Below are 17,936 nucleotides of genomic sequence, written 5' to 3' on the forward strand. Positions count from 1 at the left end.
GTCGACGACGAACCGTCACCCGCGGGAGCCTCGACGCCGGGGGCGAGTGACTCGGCGATCACCGACAACCCCTCGGACCCGTCGGAGTCGCCGACCGAGACTGCCGGCGACTTCGACGACGTCGAGCCGGCCACGGGCCCTGCGCTGCGCCTGCCCGGCATCAGCCTGCGTCTTCCCGCCGGATGGGAGTACTCCCGCACGCGGACGGAGTTCTTCGTGAGCGGAGGCTACGGCGCGTCCTCGATCTCGATCTCCCAGCTGCCGTCGCTGGGCCTGGGCACCTCGCTGGACGACCTGGCCGAGACGACGCTGGACGTCGGATCGATGGCGGGCGGTCGCCGGCTGGACGACGTCGTGGTCGACGGCGTACCGATGATCCACGTCGTCGTGCGCGAGGACTCCGAGAGGGTGCGGCACGTGTTCGCCGGTTACGGCGGCAGCGACGGCAACGACGACGTCACGGTCACCGTCAGCCTGACGCCCAACCTGCGCGCGCAGACCGAGGAGATCATCGGCTCAGCGATGGCCTCCGTGATCTGGCGTGGCCGCAGCGTCGCGGAGTGAACGTTCTCGCTACTGCGGGTAGTACGCCGCGTCGATCTCGTCGCCGTCGTCGGAGCTGGTGATCTCCTCCAGGCTCCCGCTGTCGATGGGCTGCCGGATCAGGTGCCACCGCGCGCCGTCGAAGACGCTGGCCACGATGTTCGCGGGGTCCTCCCACACCGTCCTCCCGACGAAGCCGCTTTCCGGTGCGTACCGCGCCACCTCGTTGCCCTTCAGGTCGAGGACCGCGAACCAGGTCGGTCCGGGGCCGTCGGCGTAGAGATCGGTGGCGATCACGTGCCTGCCATCCGGCGCGATCGACTCCACGACGTAGTCGCAGGTCGTGAACGCGTACTCGTTCGCACGGACGTCCCAGATGCCGCTGCAGGCCGCTCCTGCGGTTCCGGACTGTCGGAGCACCGTGACCAGACCGCGGGCACCGTCGTCGGAGGACCAGGCGTCGCGCGCGGCGAGTGCGTCGCCGGCGAAGGTGTCGGTGATGCCGTGCGAGTCGGCCGTGAAGACGCCCGCGCCGGGGTCGGTGAAGACGACCGTGCAGCCGTCGGCGACCTCGTAGCAGTTCGGTCCGCCGGTGATGGCCACAGGGAACGCGTCGGGCGGGAAGTCGCTGCCCATGCCGACCTGGTCGTCGTCCCACACGGTCATGAGCTCGCCGTCGGCCATGCGGAACGCGACCGTCTGACCCGAGTCCGACACGATCATCGGCGTCGTCTTCTGCCAGGCGTCGGTCACGATGCCGTCCTCGATCACCTCGACGACGCCGTCGCCCTGGTTCGGCCCCTCGCGGACCGTGCGATAGGCCAGGATCCGGTCGCCCAGCAAGGCAGCCGCGCGGTAGCTCACCGAGGGCAGGTCGTAGGCGGTGCCGTCGACGGTGAGGGTGTCGCCCTCGATCAGCGGTACGCCGACGTCGATGCCGCTGTCGGGCCGGTCGACCTCGGGCGTCGTCGTGGCGGGAGGGAGCTCTCCGGACCTGGCGTCGTCGCGGTCGACGGCGATCAGCGCCACGGGGGTGATCGCGGCCGCCACCGCGATCACGCCGCCGGCCACGGCGGCCTGGCGACGACGTCGGATGCGGCGGGCCGTGGTGGTCACGGCGTCGAAGCTCAACGGGGACTCGCGCAGGTCGCGCACACGGCGGTCGAAGGTGTCACTCATGGCGTGCTCCCACTCGGAGCCGTCGGGGCCGGTCGGGCGGTTCATCAGGACTCCTGTCCGGGGTGGAGATCGGCGGGCACCCGGTCGCGCAGGGCCGCGATGGCGCGGCTGCACTGGGACTTCACAGTGCCGACGGAGATGCCGAGCGCGTCGGCGGTCTCGGCCTCCGACATCTGCTCGTAGTAGCGCAGCACGACGACCGCGCGGGCCTTGGGCGGAAGCGACTGGACGATCTCCCACAGGGCGCCGTCGCGTTCGCGACGGCTGGCGTCGACATGGGCGTCGGGGTGCGGCTCCCCCTCGGGGATGACGTCGGTGCTGTGCTCGCGACGTTTCCACGGACGCCGCCACAGGGAGTTGATCTCGTTGACCATGATCCGGCGCACGTAGGCATCGGTGGCATTGCGGTCGGCGACCTTGTCCCACGCCAGGTAGAGCTTGGCGAGCGAGGTCTGCAGGATGTCCTCGGCCTGGTGGCGATCGCCGGTCAGCAGGTAGGCGGTCCGCAGCAGTGCCGGCTGGCGTGCGGTGAGGTAGTCGGTGAAGTCGGCGTCACGCCGCTCCGCGCGCGTGCCTCGACCCGTGACTGCGCCCATCGGCTCAGTGTGGCGCCTGCCGGGTGGCTGGCCCCGTTGCATCGTCGGTGCGTCGTTCACATCCCCAGGACGCGGGTGGCCCCCGAAAGGTTGCAACGGCGCGAGTCGTGCTCGTCCGTAGGAGGGGCTCCCCTCCCCGCCGGCTGGCCCCCGCCCCTACGGTGGCATGTGACGCGGGACTCACGGCGAGTCCGCACCGACCGTGGGAGGACACATGCAGCAGGTCAAGGCCGTCGTCGCGAAGGCCAAGGGAGCGCCGGTCGAGTTGGTCACGATCAACGTGCCGGACCCCGGTCCGGGCGAGGCTGTGGTGAAGATCCAGGCGTGCGGGGTCTGCCACACCGACCTGCACTACCGGGAGGGCGGCATCAACGACGAGTTCCCGTTCCTGCTCGGGCACGAGGCAGCCGGTGTCGTGGAGGCCGTCGGAGCGGATGTGACCTCGGTGGCGCCCGGCGACTTCGTGATCCTCAACTGGCGCGCGGTGTGCGGCCAGTGCCGCGCCTGCAAGCGCGGGGACCTGCAGTACTGCTTCGCGACCCACAACGCGACGCAGAAGATGACGTTGGAGGACGGCACCGAGCTCTCGCCCGCGCTCGGGATCGGGGCCTTCGCCGAGAAGACGCTGGTGGCCGCGGGGCAGTGCACCAAGGTCGACCCCGAGGCTCGACCGGCGGCCGTGGGCCTGCTCGGCTGCGGCGTGATGGCCGGCCTCGGCGCCGCGATCAACACCGGGGGCGCCAGCCGAGGCAAGTCGGTGGCCGTGATCGGGTGCGGCGGGGTCGGCGTCGCGGCGATCGCGGGTGCCGCGCTGGCCGGATCGAGCCCGATCATCGCCGTCGACATCGACGCTCAGAAGCTCGAGGCGGCCCGGGGCATGGGCGCCACCCACACCGTGGACTCCTCGCAACTGGACCCGGTCGAGGAGATCAAGCGGATCTGCGCGGAGACCTACGACGGCGCGGACGGTGCCGACATCGTCGTCGAGGCCGTCGGTCGGCCCGAGACCTGGAAGCAGGCGTTCTACGCCCGCGATCTCGCCGGCACCGTCGTCCTCGTGGGGGTGCCGACGCCGGACATGAAGGTGCCCGACCTGCCGCTGATCGACGTCTTCGGGCGCGGGGGAGCGCTCAAGTCGAGCTGGTACGGCGACTGCCTGCCCGATCGCGACTTCCCGATGCTGGTGGACCTCTACCGCCAGGGACGACTCGACCTGGATGCGTTCGTGACCGAGGAGATCGGCATCGACGACGTGGAGGCCGCGTTCGAGAAGATGCACCACGGTGGCGTGCTTCGCTCGGTGGTGGTGCTCTGATGGCCGGGCCTGCACGAATCGACCACGCCATCTCCTCGGGCACGTTCAGCCTGGACGGCGAGACGCACCAGGTCGACAACAACCTCTGGGTCGTCGGCGACGACGACGAGTGCGTGGTGATCGACGCGCCGCACTCGGTCGAGGACATCATCGAGCTGGTGGGCGAGCGGACCGTGAAGGCGATCGTGCTCACCCACGCCCACGACGACCACTGCCGGGTCGCGCCGGCGCTGCGCGAGGCGGTCAACAGCGAGGCGGGCGCGCCGATCCTGCTGCATCCCGACGACAAGCCGCTGTGGGAGCTCACCCACACCGACTACCTCTGGGACGTCGACCTGGCCGACGGGCAGCGGATCGAGGTCGGCGGCATCGCCCTCGAGGTCATCCACACGCCCGGACACGCGCCGGGCGCCGTCTGCCTCTATGCCCCCGACCTGGGCTGTGTCTTCACCGGCGACACGCTCTTCCACGGTGGGCCCGGTGCCACCGGACGCTCCTTCAGCGACCGGCCCACGATCGAGGCGTCGATCCGAGCCCGTCTCTTCGAACTCCCCGAGAGCACCGTCGTGCACACCGGGCACGGTGACGACACGACGATCGGTGCGGAACTGGCCGCGCTGGGGCGCTGACACCTGGAGGAGTTCCCCCGGCTACCCGGTGAATCTCCTCCAGGCACAGGCGAAACTCCCGGATGCGAGCCCCGATGGGCCCGGAATCCGGGAGTTTCGTGTATCCGGTCCTCGGGCGACGCGGGCTGGACTCAGGCCGAGGGGCTCCGGCCGTGCCGGGCTCGGGGCGGAGCAGCGTCGGATCCGGGTACGGATCGTGGTGACCGCGCCCGGATACGCGGCCCGAAACGGACCAGTTCGACCACTCCGCCGGTGCGTCCTCGTGCTGAGGACGTCCGTGGGACAGAGTGGGAACGTGAAGCTCCTACTGACCTCCGGAGGTGTGACCAACCCGAGCATCCGCGGGTCGCTCGAGGCGATGCTCGGCAAGCCGATCGACGAGTGCGACGCCCTCTGCATCCCCACCGCCCAGTACGGCCATCCGTGGGTCGGTCCCGGCGAGAGGGCGTGGCAGTTCATCAGCGGCAACTCCGAGAACCCGATGGTCGACCTGGGCTGGCGGTCGGTCGGCGTCCTGGAGCTGGCGGCGCTGCCGAGCATCGACGCGGAACAGTGGGTCCCCGTCGTCCGGGACGCCGATGTCCTGCTGGTCGCGGGCGGCGACGTCCTCTACCTCGCGCACTGGATGAGGGAGTCCGGCCTCGTCGACCTCCTCCCTACCCTGGTCGACACGGTCTGGGTGGGTTTCAGTGCCGGCAGCATGGTGCTGACCCCGGAGGTCGGTGAGGAGTTCATCCAGTGGCGTCCTGCGTCAGGAAGGACCGACACACTCGGGCTCGTCGATTTCTCGATCTGCCCGCACCTGGCGCTCGACGGGCAGTCCGGGAACTCCCTGGCCGAGGCCGAGGAGTGGGCGACCGGCATCTCGTGTCCCGCCTACGTCATCGACGACCAGACCGCCATCGCCGTCGTCGACGACGTGGTCGAGGTCGTATCGGAGGGCCGATGGATGCTGATGGGTTCCTGACTCAGGACGTCGCCTCGGCAGGCTCGGGGCGCTTCTCGTCCTGATGGCCCGGCCACCAAGCGGTGTGGCCGAGCATCGCGGTGATCGCGGGCGTGAAGAACATCGACATCACGAACGCCGCGACCAGGATTCCCAGGCTGAGTGCGAAGCCCATCGAGACCAGCAGCGAGTTGCCGCCGAGCATCAGGGAGGCGAAGGTGCCGGCGAGGATGACGCCCGCGGCCGCGATCGTCGGACCGGCATGCCTCACGGCGAGCGCCGCCGCCTCGTGCGGGTCCTTGCCCTCGCGGGCCTCCTCGCGCAGCCGCGCGACCATCAAGATGTTGTAGTCGGTGCCCAGCGCCACCACGAACAAGTAGATGTAGATCGGCAGCAGGAAGATCAGTCCGTCGTCGCCCTTGATGTTCTGGAACACCAATGCCGTGGCGCCCAGCGTCGCACCGAAGCCCAGGCCGACCGAGACCATCAGGTAGATGGGTGCGACCAGGCTGCGTAGCAGCAGCGCGAGGATCACCATGATCACCAGGGCTGCGACCGGGAAGACGACGGCGTAGTCGCGGTTCATGGCGGCCTGGAAGTCGACGAACACCGACGTGGTGCCGCCGACGAGAGCGTCGGTGCCCTGCGGTGCGGCGTCGTGCGCGGCGTCCCGCACCGAGTCGCGCACCGCGAGGATGCCGGCGTCGGACGCCGGGTTGTCGTCGAGCAGGAACGTGATCTGCCACGCTCGGCCGCCGTCACCGGAGCCGCTGACGGTCGCGCGGCTCACACCGTCGGCAGCGCCGAGCGCGGTGGTGAACTCGTCGGCCTGTTCCTCGGTGATCGCCTCGTCGCCGCGTGAGACGAGCATGACGAAGCCCGGATCGGTGGCTCCCGCCGAGACGGCCTCGGTGAAGCGATCCATCGCGACCACGGACTCGACGTCCTTCGGCAGCCCGGAGTCACCGAGGTCGAAGGTGGGGTTGAAGGAGAACGCAGCGATCGCGAGCAGCCCCAGCACGCCCCCGGAGGCGAGCGCGAATCGACCCGGACGGCGGCCGAGACGTTGCCCCACCGCGGCGAAGCGGGCGCCCTTGGGCTCGATCAGGTACTTCTTCGAGGGCCAGAACAGCGCGCGACCGAGGACGGCGGCGACCGCCGGGACGAGGGTGAGCGCGGCCAGCAGGGTGACTGCCACGGCGATCGCGAGCGCCGGTCCGATCGAGCGGAAGATGCCCAGCGAGCTCAGGATCAGCGCCATGAACGCCACGATCACCGCCCCGCCGGCGGAGGCGATGGCCTCGCCCGCGCGCTCGAGGGCATGGGCGACCGCCGGTCGGGTCGGCTCGCCCTCGCGGAGACGCTCGCGGTAGCGGAAGAGGAAGAACAGGATGTAGTCGGTGCCGATGCCGTAGAGGACGACGAGCAGGATGACCTCGACATCGCTGCTGGCCTTCAGGTCGAAGATGTCGTTGGCCCAGGCGATGACGCCGGTCGCGACGCTCGAGACGATGCCGACGATCACGACGGGCATCAGGCAGATGATCACGCTGCGGAAGATCAGGGCCAGCAGCGTCACGATCAGCACGATCGTCGCGATACCGACGATCGCCAGCGCGTCGCCGGAGGCCTCCTGGCTGTCGTAGCCCTGCGCGAGTCCGCCGGTGACCCCCGCCTCCAGATCGGTGCCGTCGGTGGCGGCGGCGAGGTCGTCCCGCAGGTCGACGATGGAGTCGAACTCGGCGGGGTCGTAGCCCGTGGCGTCCTCGGCGAGGGAGATGATCGAGTAGGCGATCGAACGGTCCTCCGACGGGATCGCCAGGACGTCGGGCTGCGCCGGTACCGGTGCCTGGACGGCGTCGAGCGCGTCGCCGAGCGAGAGACCCGCCGCGATCTCGTTGGCCGTGGCGAGGTCGGCATCGGTCATCTCGCCGCCGTCGGTGCGGTCGAAGACGACGATCGCGCCGACCGTGCTGTTGGCGTCAGGGAAGGCCTCGGCCTGCGCCTCGAACGCCTTGATCGACTCGTAGTGACGCGGGAGGAAGTCTGCCTGGTCGGTCGTCGGCTCCAGCTTGGGAGCGAGGGCGACGACGACGACGGCGAGGATGATCCAAGCACCGATCACGTACCAGGGGCGTCGGGAGGCCAGACGGCCGAGCGCGGCAAACATGGCATGGACGCTAGTGGCATCGACCGACACCCAACCAGCGACTTTCGTAGCGTGAGCAGAGGCTCGGCCTAGGGTGGGTCCATGGGTGACGGCTACTTCCCCGAGGGCTCGATGCTGCGGTGGGTGCAGTCCCACCGGGCGGTCGGGCACACCTATGGTCAGCGCGCCCTCATCATCGGGGCCACGCACCCGGTGCCCTACGTCGGCACGTCGCAGTCGACGATCGCGAAGGAACGCCCCTTCGAGCGGCTGGCGCGGACGGCGCAGGTGTTCGAGACCGTCTACTTCGGGTCGCGGGTGGACGCCGACAAGGTGCTGCGCGCCGTGTTGTCGATGCACCAGAGGGTCTCGGGAGAACTCGATCGCGACGAGGGCGAGTGGTCGGCGGGCACGCGGTACGACGCCTTCGACCCCGACTTGATGTTCTGGACGATGGCGATGCTGGCCGACTCCTCCCGCGTCGCGTTCGAGACGCTCGTTCGCCCGCTCAGCCCGGGGGAGAAGGACGACCTGTGGGCCGACTGGGTGAGGTTCGGCGAGCTGTTCGGCATGCCCGCCTCGGCCGCCCCGACCTCAGCTGCGGCGTTCGAGCAGTGGATGCGTGCGTGGTTCACCTCCGGTCGCATGCACCTGACCGAGGAGGCACGCGTCGTCGGTCGAGCGATCGCGGCGAACATGCCCGTGCCGGCCCTGATGACGCCGGGCATCCGGGTGACCAACCATCTCGTCGTCGGCATGGTGCCCGATCAGGTGCGTCGGCTCTACGGTCTGCCGTGGACGCGCGCCCATCAAGCGGCGTTCACTGCGACGGCCGCCGCCGTGCGCCGTTCTCGTGCGGTGCTGCCGCGCTCGCTCCGGATCGGCGACAACCGCGACCTGCACGATCTGGTGATCCGCACCGAGCGGTCGCGGGTCGCTGCGGGGCGGGTCTCGATGGTCCTGCCCGGGTGAGTTTCGAGACGGCCCTCGTTCCTCGGGCCTCCTCAACCACCGAGGGTGACGGCCCTCGTCCCTCGGGCCCCCCCACCCACCGAGGGTGACGGCCCTCGTCCCTCGGGCCTCCTCAACCACCGGGGGTGACGGCGAGGGGCTCCACCAGCAGAGCGGTGCCCTTGCCGGCCGCCCGGGTGAGCACGAGTGTCGCCTCCGCGTCGCCCCGGAGGGCGAGCCGCGGGCGCAGCTGCTCCGGGACGACGTCGACGCCGCGCTTCTTGATGGTGAGCCGGCCGATGCCGCGTTCCCGCAGCGCGGCCTTGAGCTGCTTCTCCCGGTAGGGCACCTCCTCCACGACGCGGTACCCGCGAGCGAAGGGCGTCGTGAAGGCGGCGTCGGAGGTGACGTAGGCGATCTGGGGATCGATGAGTGCGCCGTCCACGCCGGCCGCGACCGCGGTGACGAGCCCGGCGCGGATCACCGCGCCGTCCGGTTCGTAGAGGAATGCGCCGATCGGCCGCACGCCGACGTCGTCCGCGCCCGGGTCGTCCTCGTCGGTCAGGGTGGCGAGACCGGCCGCGTCGGCACGGCCCGGCCCGGTCGCGGGGATGACCGTCGCGCGACGTCGGGTCGTCGCGAGGCGGCCTGCCCAGAGGGCGGCTTCCTTGACCTCTCCCGCCTCGCTGATCCACTCCGCCTCGACGCCGTCGGGCACCAGGTCGCGCGGGATGCCCGGCGCGACCTTGGCGCAGGCGTCACGGGCCAGGAGCTCGAGCACGAACGGCCAGGGCGGCGTCCAGGCGTCGGTGCGGAAGGTGCGGCCCGAGCTGGTGCGCCGGGCCGGGTCGACGAAGGCGACGTCGAACGGCACCGTGTCGACCGACGTGGCGTCGGCGACGGCGACCGCGCCGGGGAGCCCGAGGGCGTGCAGATTGGCGCGCGCGATCTCCACGCGCACCGGGTCCAGGTCGACGCCGGCCGCCGTGATGCCGACGCGGGCGGCGGCGATGAGATCGCCCCCGATACCGCAGCCGAGGTCGACCAGGGTCGTGGTGCCGAACGCCTCCAGCCGGGCGGCGCGGTGCCGCGCGACGGTGGTGCGGGTGGCCTGTTCGAGCGCGTCGGTGGTGAAGAGCATCTGCGCCGCGTCGTCGCCGAACTTGGCGACGGCCCGGCGACGCAGGCCGCTCTGGGTGAGGGCCGCGGCCACGTGAGCGGCGTCGGCGTCGCGGCGCAGCTCGGTCTGGACGGCGAGAGGTGCGCGGCCCTCCTCGGTCAGGGCGTCGGCCCGGGCGATGAGCGCCCGACCGGTATCGGTGGTCAGCCAGCGCACCAGGTCGACGTCCACGAGTGGAGTCTGTCAGGCGACGTGTCCGGTGGTGCCGGGGTCCGCTGGCACTCGCTGGCACTGAGTGCTAGTTTCGACACTGGCACTCTCGACCCGAGGGTGCCAGCAGCTCGATCGTGCGGGCCGACCCCCGCGACGGCGTCCCGCACTGCGATCGAGCCGCACTTCCTGTGAGCCCGAGTTCGTACACGAAAGTGGAGGTCGACAACAGTGTCGGTCAACATCAAGCCTCTCGAGGACCGCATCGTCGTCAAGCCGCTCGACGCCGAGCAGACCACCGCCTCCGGCCTGGTCATCCCGGACACCGCCAAGGAGAAGCCCCAGGAGGGCGAGGTCCTGGCGCTGGGTCCGGGTCGCGTCGACGACAACGGCAACCGCGTCCCGCTCGACGTCGCGGTCGGCGACAAGGTCATCTACAGCAAGTACGGCGGCACCGAGGTCAAGTACGCCGGTCAGGACTACCTGATCCTGTCCGCCCGCGACGTCTTGGCTGTCGTTTCCTGACGCACCTGGCATCCCGGCTGGCAGCGTTGCCGTCGCTCGACGACCGCTCCGCCTTCAAGGTCGCCTTCGCGAAGGCGCCTCGCCAGCCGGGCGCCAGGCACGTCAGGACCAGCAGTAGCCATCAGGGCACCGGCGTACCGCGCTCGGTGCCCTGATGCATCTCAGCAACGTTCGACATCCGACGAAGGAGTCATCCTCAGATGCCCAAGATCCTGGAGTTCGACGAGAACGCCCGACGCGCGCTGGAGCGCGGCGTCGACGCCCTCGCCAACGCCGTCAAGGTGACGCTCGGCCCCAAGGGCCGCTACGTCGTCCTCGACAAGAAGTGGGGCGCGCCGACCATCACCAACGACGGTGTGACCGTCGCGCGTGAGATCGAGCTCGACGACCCGTTCGAGAACCTCGGTGCCCAGCTCACCAAGGAGGTCGCCACCAAGACGAACGACGTCGCCGGTGACGGCACCACCACCGCCACCGTGCTGGCGCAGGCGATGGTCCACGAGGGCCTGCGCGCCGTCGCCGCCGGTGCGAACCCGATGGGTCTCAAGCGCGGCATGGACGCCGCCGCGGAGGCCGTCGGCGAAGCGCTGCGCGAGGCCGCCCGTGAGGTCGAGACCAAGGAGGACATGTCCTCGGTCGCCACGATCTCCAGCCGCGACAGCGTCATCGGCGAGCTGCTCGCCGACGCGTTCGACAAGGTCGGCAAGGACGGCGTGATCACCGTCGAGGAGTCCAACACCATGGGCACCGAGCTGGAGTTCACCGAGGGCATGCAGTTCGACAAGGGCTACATCTCGGCCTACTTCGTGACCGACCCCGAGCGGATGGAGGCCGTCCTCGACGACCCCTACATCCTGCTGCACCAGGGCAAGATCAGCTCGATCCAGGAGCTGCTGCCGTTGCTGGAGAAGGTCATCCAGGCCGGCAAGCCGCTGTTCATCCTCGCCGAGGACGTCGACGGCGAGGCGCTCTCGACCCTGGTGGTCAACAAGATCCGCGGCACCTTCAACGCCGTCGCGGTGAAGAGCCCGGCGTTCGGCGACCGCCGCAAGGCGATGATGCAGGACATCGCGATCCTGACCGGCGGCACCGTCGTCGCCCCCGAGGTCGGCCTCAAGCTCGACCAGGTCGGTCTCGACGTCCTCGGCCAGGCGCGTCGCGTCGTCATCACCAAGGACAACACCACGATCGTCGACGGCGCGGGCGACTCCGCGCAGGTCGAGGGCCGGGTGAACCAGATCAAGGCCGAGATCGAGAACACCGACTCCGACTGGGACCGCGAGAAGCTGCAGGAGCGCCTGGCCAAGCTGGCCGGCGGTGTCTGCGTGATCAAGGTCGGCGCCGCCACCGAGGTGGAGCTGAAGGAGAAGAAGCACCGGATCGAGGACGCCGTCTCCGCGACGCGCGCCGCGATCGAGGAGGGCATCGTGCCCGGCGGTGGTTCGGCCCTCATCCACGCCGTCTCGGTGCTCGAGGGTGACCTCGGGCTCACCGGCGACGAGGCCGCCGGCGTGCGGATCGTGCGCCGCTCCGCCGACGAGCCGCTGCGCTGGATCGCCGAGAACGGTGGCGAGAACGGCTACGTCGTCACCACCAAGGTGCGCGAGCTCGGTGTCGGTCAGGGCTACAACGCCGCCACCGGCGAGTACGGCGACCTGGTCGCCCAGGGCGTGCTCGACCCGGTCAAGGTGACCCGCTCCGCGCTGGTCAACGCGACCTCCATCGCGGCCATGCTGCTGACGACCGAGACCCTCGTCGTCGACAAGCCCGAGGAAGAGGAGGAGGCCGCGGCCGGTCACGGCCACGGCCACGGTCACTGACCTCCGAGGTTGACCCGTCTTTGTCGAAAGACGGGTCAACCTGTGACACCACGTTGACCCGTCTTTGTTCAAAGACGGGTCAACGTCATTTCGGGGTGGGGAGATCGTTTTCACGGCCGAAACACGGGGGAGTCGGACGCGCAACACGCCGAGCGCACCGTGGAGCGCATGTTGTGGCGTGTGCGGACGACCCTGCCGGACCGGCCCGGTGCCCTTGCGGCGCTCGCGCAGGAGTGCGGCAAGGCGGGTGTCAACATCGTCGGGTTGCAGGTGTTCCCCGGGGTCGAGAGCGTGACCGACGAGCTGGTGCTGAACGCGCCGCCGTCGTGGGGCGAGGCCGAGCTGGTCGAACTGCTCGAACGCTCCGGCGGCCACGGCGTCATCACGCAGTCGTGCACCGAGGACGCGCTGGCCGACCAGCCGACGCGCTACGTGCGGGCGGCGCGCTCGGTGCTGGCTCAACCCTCGTCGTTCCCCGACGTCGTCGCGCGGCTCTTCGATGCCGACGTCCACCCGGGCGATGAGGATCAGGACGTCATGGAGCTCGAGGTGGGCGACGTGCAGGTGCAGATCCGTCGGCTCGCGCCGTTCACCGCGACCGAGCATGCCCGGGGCGCCGCGATGGCCGAGCTCGTCGGAGACGTCCTCGGCCGCGAGCGGCCGGCGTTCGCGCCGTCGGCGACCCGGCGGATGGGGAGCGGCGCATCGCCGGAGTTCGTCAGCGGAGCCACCAGCGTCACGGCGCTCGCCGACGGCGTCACGATCGGCCGGGGCATCGTGCACGCCCCGAGCGCCGCGGAGCCGGACTCGCGGGCTGTGGACATCGAGGTCGATCCCGCCTGGCAGCGTCGCGGCATCGGCACCCGCCTGCTGAGTGACGTCGCCAAGCTGGCCCGGAGCCAGGGCGCCGACGAGATCGTGCTGACCACGGCGCACGACAATCGCGCCGTCATGCCGATGGTGCTGGCCGCCGGCATGCGCGGGCGGATCAGGATGGCGGGGGAGACGCTGACCGTGCGGATCGCCGTCCGAGAGTTGCGGTAAGGCTCAGCGGCTGAGCCGCCACCCGCCGTCGGGGAGGTCGAGGGCCGCCTGCGGGCCCCACGAGCCCGGCGCGTAGGACTGCACGGGCGGCGGGTCGTCGAGCAGCGGCTGCACGAGTTGCCACAGAGCGTCCACCTCGTCGACACGCGTGAAGAAGGTCTGGTCGCCCTCCATCACCTCCAGCATCAGCCGCTCGTAGGCCTCCAAGGGATCGGCGTCGGGTGCGTCGTCGCCGAGGTCGAGATGGAATTTCGCCGGGGTGAGCACCATGTCCGGGCCGGGCAGCTTGGTGCGGACGTCGATGGTGATGCGTGGCTCGTCGGAGAGCTCGAAGACGATCTCGTTGCAGGAGGTGGCGCCGTCCTCCAGGAGCGCGGTGGACGGCGTGTGAAGCCGCAACGTGATGGTGCGGCGACCTTCTGCCAAGGCCTTGCCGGTGCGCAGGTAGAAGGGCACGCCGCGCCAGCGCTCGTCGTCCACGAAGAGTTCGAGTGCCACGAAGGTCTCCACCGTCGAGTCGTCGGCGACGTCGTCCTCGTCGCGGTAGCCCTCGTACTGGCCGTAGACGACCCGGGTCGGGTCGATCGGGCACAGGGCACGCAGCACCTCGGCCTTGGCGTCGCGCATCGCCGTGGCGTCGAACGAGCCGGGATCGTCGAGCGCGACGAAGGCGAGCAGCTGCGCCAGGTGCGTGGAGACCATGTCGCGCAGGCACCCGGTCGCGTCATAGAAGCTGCCGCGGCCGGTCACGGTGAGCTTCTCGGGCACGTCGATCTGCACCGATCGGATGTGCCGACGGTTCCACGAGGGCTCGAAGAGCCCGTTGGCGAAGCGCAACGCCAAGATGTTCTGCACCGCCTCCTTGCCGAGGAAGTGGTCGATGCGGAACACGGCGTCCTCGTCGAAGACCTCCTTGATCGCCGCATCCAGCGCGCGGGAACTGGCGAGGTCGGTGCCGAAGGGCTTCTCCACCACCAGGCGTGCCCGGTCGTCGAGGCCCTCGCGGCCGAGCATCGCCACCAGCTTCTCCACGGCGCCGGGCGGGATCGAGCAGAACAGCAGCCGCCTCACGTCGTCCACGGCGACGTCGGCGTCGGCCGCGATCTCCTGCTCGGCCTTGGCAACAGCCGCTGCGAGCTCCGCCCCGTCGTCGGCGCTGGAGGTCTGGAAGGTCGTGCGAGCGAGGACGTCGTCGAGCACGGCCTGGTCGACGTCGTCGCCGAGGCTCTCGCGCATGCCCGTGCCGATGCGCTCGCGGAACTCGGCGTCCGTGCCGGGGGAGTGACGCCCGCTGCCGATGATCCGCCATTCGCCAGGCAGCCGCTCTGCGGCGGCGAGGCGGTACAGGCCGGGGAACAGCTTGCGGGCGGCGAGGTCGCCGGTGGCGCCGAAGAGCACGATGACGTGCGGGGCGAGGTCGGTTCCGCCCGAGACGGCTGTCGAGGTGGCGTCGGAGGACGTGCGCATGTCTCTACTGTGTCGAACGCGACCCAACGCAGACCTCACCCGTGGGCGGGAGCACCGTGTCGTGGACCGTAGACTCGGCGCGTGGAGGTCCCGGAGAAGTTCGCAGCGCTCGGTCTCACCTACGACGACGTCTTGCTCCTGCCGGGGCATTCGGACCTGGCTCCGGACGAGATCGACACCACCTCGCGGCTGACGCGGGAGATCTCGATCAAGGTGCCGCTGATCTCGGCCGCGATGGACACCGTCACCGAGTCGCGGATGGCCATCGCGATGGCTCGCGAGGGCGGCATCGGGGTGCTGCACCGCAACCTCTCGATCGAGGATCAGGCCTACCAGGTCGACCTGGTCAAGCGCACCCAGACCGGGATCATCTCCAATCCGGTGACGATCACCCCCGACCGCACGCTGGAGGACCTCGACCGCATCTGCGGCGAGTACCGGGTCAGCGGCCTCCCCGTGGTCGACCACGACGACCTGCTGCTCGGCATCATCACCAACCGCGACCTGCGCTTCACGCCGGTCGCCGAGTGGGCGACCACCAAGGTCGACGAGGTGATGACGCCGATGCCGCTGATCACCGGCCCGGTCGGCATCAGCCGGGACGACGCGACCGCGCTGCTCCGCAAGCACAAGCGCGAGCGTCTTCCGCTGGTCGACGAGCAGGGCCGCCTGGCAGGTCTGATCACCGTCAAGGACTTCGTGAAGTCCGAGCAGTTCCCCCACGCGTCCAACGACGCCCACGGCCGGCTGCTCGTCGGCGCTGCGATCGGCTACTTCGGCGACGCCTGGCTGCGAGCCACCACGTTGGTCGAGGCCGGCGTCGACGTGCTGGTCGCCGACACCGCGCACGGCAACGTGCGGATGCTGCTCGACATGGTGCAGCGCCTCAAGTCCGACCCCGCCACCGCGCACGTCCAGGTCATCGGCGGCAACGTCGCGACCCGCGAAGGTGCCCAGGCGTTCGTCGACGCCGGCGCGGACGCCGTCAAGGTCGGCGTGGGACCTGGCTCGATCTGCACGACCCGCGTCGTCACCGGTGTCGGCGTCCCGCAGGTGACCGCGGTCTACGAGGCCTCGCTGGCCTGCCGGCCCGCCGGTGTCCCGGTGATCGCCGACGGCGGCATGAAGCACTCGGGAGAGATCGCCAAGGCCCTGGTGGCCGGCGCGGACGCCGTCATGGTCGGTTCGCTGCTCGCCGGATGCGAGGAGTCGCCGGGCGAGCTGGTGTTCGTCAACGGCAAGCAGTTCAAGTCCTACCGCGGCATGGGCTCGCTCGGCGCGATGAGCAGCCGCGGCAAGAAGTCCTACTCCAAGGACCGCTACTTCCAGGCCGAGGTCACCAGCGACGACAAGATCGTCCCCGAGGGCATCGAGGGTCAGGTCGCCTACCGCGGCCCGCTCGCCGCCGTCGCCCACCAGCTCATCGGCGGACTGAACCAGTCGATGTTCTACGTCGGTGCGCGCACCATTCCCGAGCTGCAGGAGAACGGCCGCTTCGTGCGGATCACCTCCGCCTCGCTCAAGGAGAGCCACCCCCACGGCGTCCAGATGACCGTCGAGGCGCCGAACTACTCCGGCAGCTGACCCACGCGGGGATGAGACCCTGGGTGCTCGTCGGCACCGACGCAACGAGCCCGCCGGTTCCGCTGCGTGAGCGGAGCCGACGGGCTCGTCATCGGTCGTGGCGACCGAGGCGCGTCGAGGTCAGAGCGCGCGGACGTTCTCCGCCTGCGGACCCTTGGGACCCTTGGTGAGGTCGAACTCGACCTTCTGGTTCTCGTCGAGCGACTTGTAGCCCTGCGTCTGGATCGCGGAGAAGTGGACGAACACGTCGTCGCCGCCGTCCTCCTGCGCGATGAAGCCGAAGCCCTTCTCGGCGTTGAACCACTTCACGGTGCCCTGAGCCATCTGTCATTCCTTTGGTCGGGTGCCCGGCGGTGTGCCGAGCACGTCATGCTGAAGACATCGAGTGCCGCGCCTGATGTCCAGCGAAACCGAAGACCAAGAAACAACTACGGATGGTGGGCCGCGGAGTTCGCGGCCGTTGTCGGCCCGAACGGCCGATCTTCAACATCGCGAACCTAGCAGCCGGCGGCCGAATGCCTCGCACTGAGGACGACGTCGCCGGCCGAGGTACGACGGCCACATGGCGCCCCCGGCAGGATTCGAACCTGCGACCAGCGGATTAGAAGGCCGCTGCTCTATCCAGCTGAGCTACGGAGGCAACGGCGTCAGTATGCCGGAGCGCCCGGGCTCGCTCGGGCGGGGCGGTTCAGGTCGGGCAGGGGACGACGTCGCCCGCGGGGAGGCCCCGGGAGTCGACGGTGCCGTCACGGCAGATATCGGCGCCGCCGGACGGCGTCACGGTGTCGCCGGCGCGTACCCAGAAGGTCTCTGCGCGTCCGGTGCCGGAGAAGGTGGCCGGGCCGCGCTGGGGTCGGGCATCGAGTGACTCGAAGTCGGCCCACGACAGAGCGGCGTCGCCGTCGACCTGCGCGGTGCCGGCGCGGTTGTCCACCGTCCACGCCCCCGGGGCTTGGTACCGAGCAGCTCCCATCACGATCCGGTCCTGGCCGGGGCCACCGCGGAACGGCTGCGCGCCCTCGCCCTGCCGAGGCATCACGAGCTCGAGGACGTCGTTTCCGGGGCCGAGGGCGATGCGGTCGTTGCTGGGCGCCTGCCACACGCCGGTGCGCACGACATCGGCGCCGCCGCCGGTCGCCACGACGTCCCGCTCATCGGTGACGTCGGCATCGGTGACGACGAGCTCGGGGCCCGAGCCGCCGGTGAACCGGTCGGCGCCCTGGTTCAGGTGGTAGGTGCCGGCGCCGGATCCGGTGACGACGACGGAGTCGTCGCCGCGCCCGGCGCGGACGAGGGTCTTCACCGCGTCGTTGCCGACCACGCAGATCAGGTCGTCGCCGCTGAGCGTGATCACCCGGGTCGAGCCGTTGGTGATGACCACGTCGTCGCCGCGCGTTCCCTTGACCGTGCGTTGAGCGGGCGAGCCGACCAGGGTCGCGCGTTCGCCCTGGCACGTCGGGGCGGCGGGCGCGGCGCCGGCGATGTCGGACGCGCTGACGCCCGTTGCGATCAGAGACGCGGCGACGGCGACAACCGCGATGCGACGACGGTGTGTCATGAGGACCTCCCGAGAGACGGTGCGAGGACTCTACGCCGGAGGCGCGTGCTCGACACCGGATTCCGACGTCATCGACATCCCGGGTCCGGTGTCGACCTCGGACGTGGCCGCCGCGGGAGCCGGGGGCGAACCCACGAGCATCGCCAGCGCCGAGAGGCCGACCCAGACCACACCGAGCACGATCAGGTAGCGCGTGACGGCGACGTCCATGCCGATCTCGCCGGTGACGAAGCCCTGCCAGAGCGCGGGCGAGGCCAGGATCGCGGCGATGCCGAGCACATGGGTGGAGAACGGGCTCAT

At 70.3% G+C, this 17,936-nt stretch carries 17 protein-coding genes and 1 tRNA gene; 9 read left to right on the plus strand and 9 right to left on the minus strand.

Going from position 1 to position 17,936, the window contains the following annotated elements:
* Positions 1-564 (plus strand): hypothetical protein (locus tag KSO97_RS16300; protein ID WP_232680749.1); only part of this gene is annotated, 564 nt, incomplete at its 5' end.
* 9 nt (positions 565-573) lie between these two features.
* On the opposite strand, the gene KSO97_RS16305 is transcribed toward KSO97_RS16300, so the two are convergent.
* Positions 574-1,767, minus strand: a complete 1,194-nt coding sequence (locus KSO97_RS16305; protein ID WP_232680751.1) for a hypothetical protein — start codon at positions 1,765-1,767, stop codon at positions 574-576.
* Positions 1,767-2,318 carry a SigE family RNA polymerase sigma factor gene (locus KSO97_RS16310; RefSeq protein WP_232680753.1) on the minus strand — a complete coding sequence of 184 codons (552 nt, stop codon included), beginning with the start codon at positions 2,316-2,318 and terminating at the stop codon, positions 1,767-1,769. The genes KSO97_RS16305 and KSO97_RS16310 overlap by 1 nt, the downstream gene beginning before the upstream one ends.
* Before the next feature lie 214 nt (positions 2,319-2,532).
* On the opposite strand from KSO97_RS16310, the gene KSO97_RS16315 reads away from it, so the two are divergent.
* The 3 genes from KSO97_RS16315 (at position 2,533) to KSO97_RS16325 (ending at position 5,229) form a co-directional block, all read left to right on the plus strand.
* Positions 2,533-3,633, plus strand: coding sequence for an S-(hydroxymethyl)mycothiol dehydrogenase (locus KSO97_RS16315; RefSeq protein ID WP_232680755.1), 1,101 nt, complete (start codon positions 2,533-2,535; stop codon positions 3,631-3,633).
* Entirely contained in the window at positions 3,633-4,262 is a 630-nt protein-coding gene (locus tag KSO97_RS16320) for an MBL fold metallo-hydrolase (RefSeq protein ID WP_232680757.1), read from the plus strand. Before KSO97_RS16315 ends, KSO97_RS16320 begins: the two co-directional genes overlap by 1 nt.
* Before the next feature lie 295 nt (positions 4,263-4,557).
* Positions 4,558-5,229, plus strand: coding sequence for a Type 1 glutamine amidotransferase-like domain-containing protein (locus KSO97_RS16325; protein WP_232680759.1), 672 nt, complete (start codon positions 4,558-4,560; stop codon positions 5,227-5,229).
* A 1-nt stretch (position 5,230) separates the two neighbouring features.
* On the opposite strand, the gene KSO97_RS16330 is transcribed toward KSO97_RS16325, so the two are convergent.
* On the minus strand, positions 5,231-7,378 hold the full coding sequence (locus KSO97_RS16330; RefSeq protein WP_232680761.1) for an MMPL family transporter: 2,148 nt from the start codon (positions 7,376-7,378) through the stop codon (positions 5,231-5,233).
* A gap of 81 nt (positions 7,379-7,459) precedes the next feature.
* On the opposite strand from KSO97_RS16330, the gene KSO97_RS16335 reads away from it, so the two are divergent.
* The gene (locus tag KSO97_RS16335) at positions 7,460-8,329 is read left to right on the plus strand and encodes an oxygenase MpaB family protein (RefSeq protein WP_232680763.1); all 870 of its coding nucleotides are present in this window, start codon (positions 7,460-7,462) and stop codon (positions 8,327-8,329) included.
* Positions 8,330-8,441: 112 nt separating this feature from the next.
* On the opposite strand, the gene KSO97_RS16340 is transcribed toward KSO97_RS16335, so the two are convergent.
* Positions 8,442-9,659 carry a class I SAM-dependent methyltransferase gene (locus tag KSO97_RS16340; RefSeq protein WP_232680764.1) on the minus strand — a complete coding sequence of 406 codons (1,218 nt, stop codon included), beginning with the start codon at positions 9,657-9,659 and terminating at the stop codon, positions 8,442-8,444.
* 210 nt (positions 9,660-9,869) lie between these two features.
* On the opposite strand from KSO97_RS16340, the gene groES reads away from it, so the two are divergent.
* The 3 genes from groES to KSO97_RS16355 all read left to right on the plus strand — a co-directional run bounded on the left by groES (position 9,870) and on the right by KSO97_RS16355 (position 13,027).
* Positions 9,870-10,163 carry a co-chaperone GroES gene (groES, locus tag KSO97_RS16345; protein WP_232680766.1) on the plus strand — a complete coding sequence of 98 codons (294 nt, stop codon included), beginning with the start codon at positions 9,870-9,872 and terminating at the stop codon, positions 10,161-10,163.
* Between the two features lie 200 nt (positions 10,164-10,363).
* Positions 10,364-11,983 (plus strand): chaperonin GroEL, encoded by a 1,620-nt coding sequence (gene groL / locus KSO97_RS16350; RefSeq protein ID WP_232680768.1) that lies wholly within the window; start codon positions 10,364-10,366, stop codon positions 11,981-11,983.
* A 168-nt stretch (positions 11,984-12,151) separates the two neighbouring features.
* A complete protein-coding gene (locus KSO97_RS16355) occupies positions 12,152-13,027 on the plus strand; it encodes a GNAT family N-acetyltransferase (protein WP_232680770.1) in 876 nt (291 codons plus the stop codon).
* Between the two features lie 3 nt (positions 13,028-13,030).
* On the opposite strand, the gene zwf is transcribed toward KSO97_RS16355, so the two are convergent.
* Complete coding sequence (gene zwf, locus KSO97_RS16360; protein WP_232680772.1) at positions 13,031-14,494, minus strand: glucose-6-phosphate dehydrogenase; 1,464 nt, start codon at positions 14,492-14,494, stop codon at positions 13,031-13,033.
* Positions 14,495-14,575: 81 nt separating this feature from the next.
* On the opposite strand from zwf, the gene guaB reads away from it, so the two are divergent.
* Positions 14,576-16,078 (plus strand): IMP dehydrogenase, encoded by a 1,503-nt coding sequence (gene guaB / locus KSO97_RS16365; RefSeq protein ID WP_232680774.1) that lies wholly within the window; start codon positions 14,576-14,578, stop codon positions 16,076-16,078.
* Between the two features lie 120 nt (positions 16,079-16,198).
* Here the strand turns inward: guaB and KSO97_RS16370 are convergent, their stop codons facing one another.
* The 4 genes from KSO97_RS16370 to KSO97_RS16385 all read right to left on the minus strand — a co-directional run bounded on the left by KSO97_RS16370 (position 16,199) and on the right by KSO97_RS16385 (position 17,936).
* Positions 16,199-16,402, minus strand: a complete 204-nt coding sequence (locus KSO97_RS16370) for a cold-shock protein (protein WP_232680776.1) — start codon at positions 16,400-16,402, stop codon at positions 16,199-16,201.
* Positions 16,403-16,641: 239 nt separating this feature from the next.
* Positions 16,642-16,718: transfer RNA gene (locus KSO97_RS16375), tRNA-Arg, on the minus strand.
* Positions 16,719-16,766: 48 nt separating this feature from the next.
* On the minus strand, positions 16,767-17,636 hold the full coding sequence (locus KSO97_RS16380) for a hypothetical protein (protein WP_232680777.1): 870 nt from the start codon (positions 17,634-17,636) through the stop codon (positions 16,767-16,769).
* Between the two features lie 30 nt (positions 17,637-17,666).
* Positions 17,667-17,936, minus strand: coding sequence for a hypothetical protein (locus KSO97_RS16385; protein ID WP_232680779.1), 270 nt, complete (start codon positions 17,934-17,936; stop codon positions 17,667-17,669).

The organism is Nocardioides sp. R-C-SC26 (assembly GCF_021246465.1).
Classification (GTDB): domain Bacteria; phylum Actinomycetota; class Actinomycetes; order Propionibacteriales; family Nocardioidaceae; genus Nocardioides.

What these genes read in the sequence shown, in the direction of transcription:
- KSO97_RS16305 (WP_232680751.1), bottom strand. Translation starts at nt 1,767, where the DNA reads ATGAACCGCCCGACCGGCCCCGACGGCTCCGAGTGGGAGCACGCCATG.
- KSO97_RS16310 (WP_232680753.1), bottom strand. Translation starts at nt 2,318, where the DNA reads ATGGGCGCAGTCACGGGTCGAGGCACGCGCGCGGAGCGGCGTGACGCC.
- KSO97_RS16315 (WP_232680755.1), top strand. Translation starts at nt 2,533, where the DNA reads ATGCAGCAGGTCAAGGCCGTCGTCGCGAAGGCCAAGGGAGCGCCGGTC.
- KSO97_RS16320 (WP_232680757.1), top strand. Translation starts at nt 3,633, where the DNA reads ATGGCCGGGCCTGCACGAATCGACCACGCCATCTCCTCGGGCACGTTC.
- KSO97_RS16330 (WP_232680761.1), bottom strand. Translation starts at nt 7,378, where the DNA reads ATGTTTGCCGCGCTCGGCCGTCTGGCCTCCCGACGCCCCTGGTACGTG.
- KSO97_RS16335 (WP_232680763.1), top strand. Translation starts at nt 7,460, where the DNA reads ATGGGTGACGGCTACTTCCCCGAGGGCTCGATGCTGCGGTGGGTGCAG.
- groL (WP_232680768.1), top strand. Translation starts at nt 10,364, where the DNA reads ATGCCCAAGATCCTGGAGTTCGACGAGAACGCCCGACGCGCGCTGGAG.
- KSO97_RS16355 (WP_232680770.1), top strand. Translation starts at nt 12,152, where the DNA reads ATGTTGTGGCGTGTGCGGACGACCCTGCCGGACCGGCCCGGTGCCCTT.
- zwf (WP_232680772.1), bottom strand. Translation starts at nt 14,494, where the DNA reads ATGCGCACGTCCTCCGACGCCACCTCGACAGCCGTCTCGGGCGGAACC.
- KSO97_RS16370 (WP_232680776.1), bottom strand. Translation starts at nt 16,402, where the DNA reads ATGGCTCAGGGCACCGTGAAGTGGTTCAACGCCGAGAAGGGCTTCGGC.
- KSO97_RS16380 (WP_232680777.1), bottom strand. Translation starts at nt 17,636, where the DNA reads ATGACACACCGTCGTCGCATCGCGGTTGTCGCCGTCGCCGCGTCTCTG.
- KSO97_RS16385 (WP_232680779.1), bottom strand. Translation starts at nt 17,936, where the DNA reads ATGAGCCCGTTCTCCACCCATGTGCTCGGCATCGCCGCGATCCTGGCC.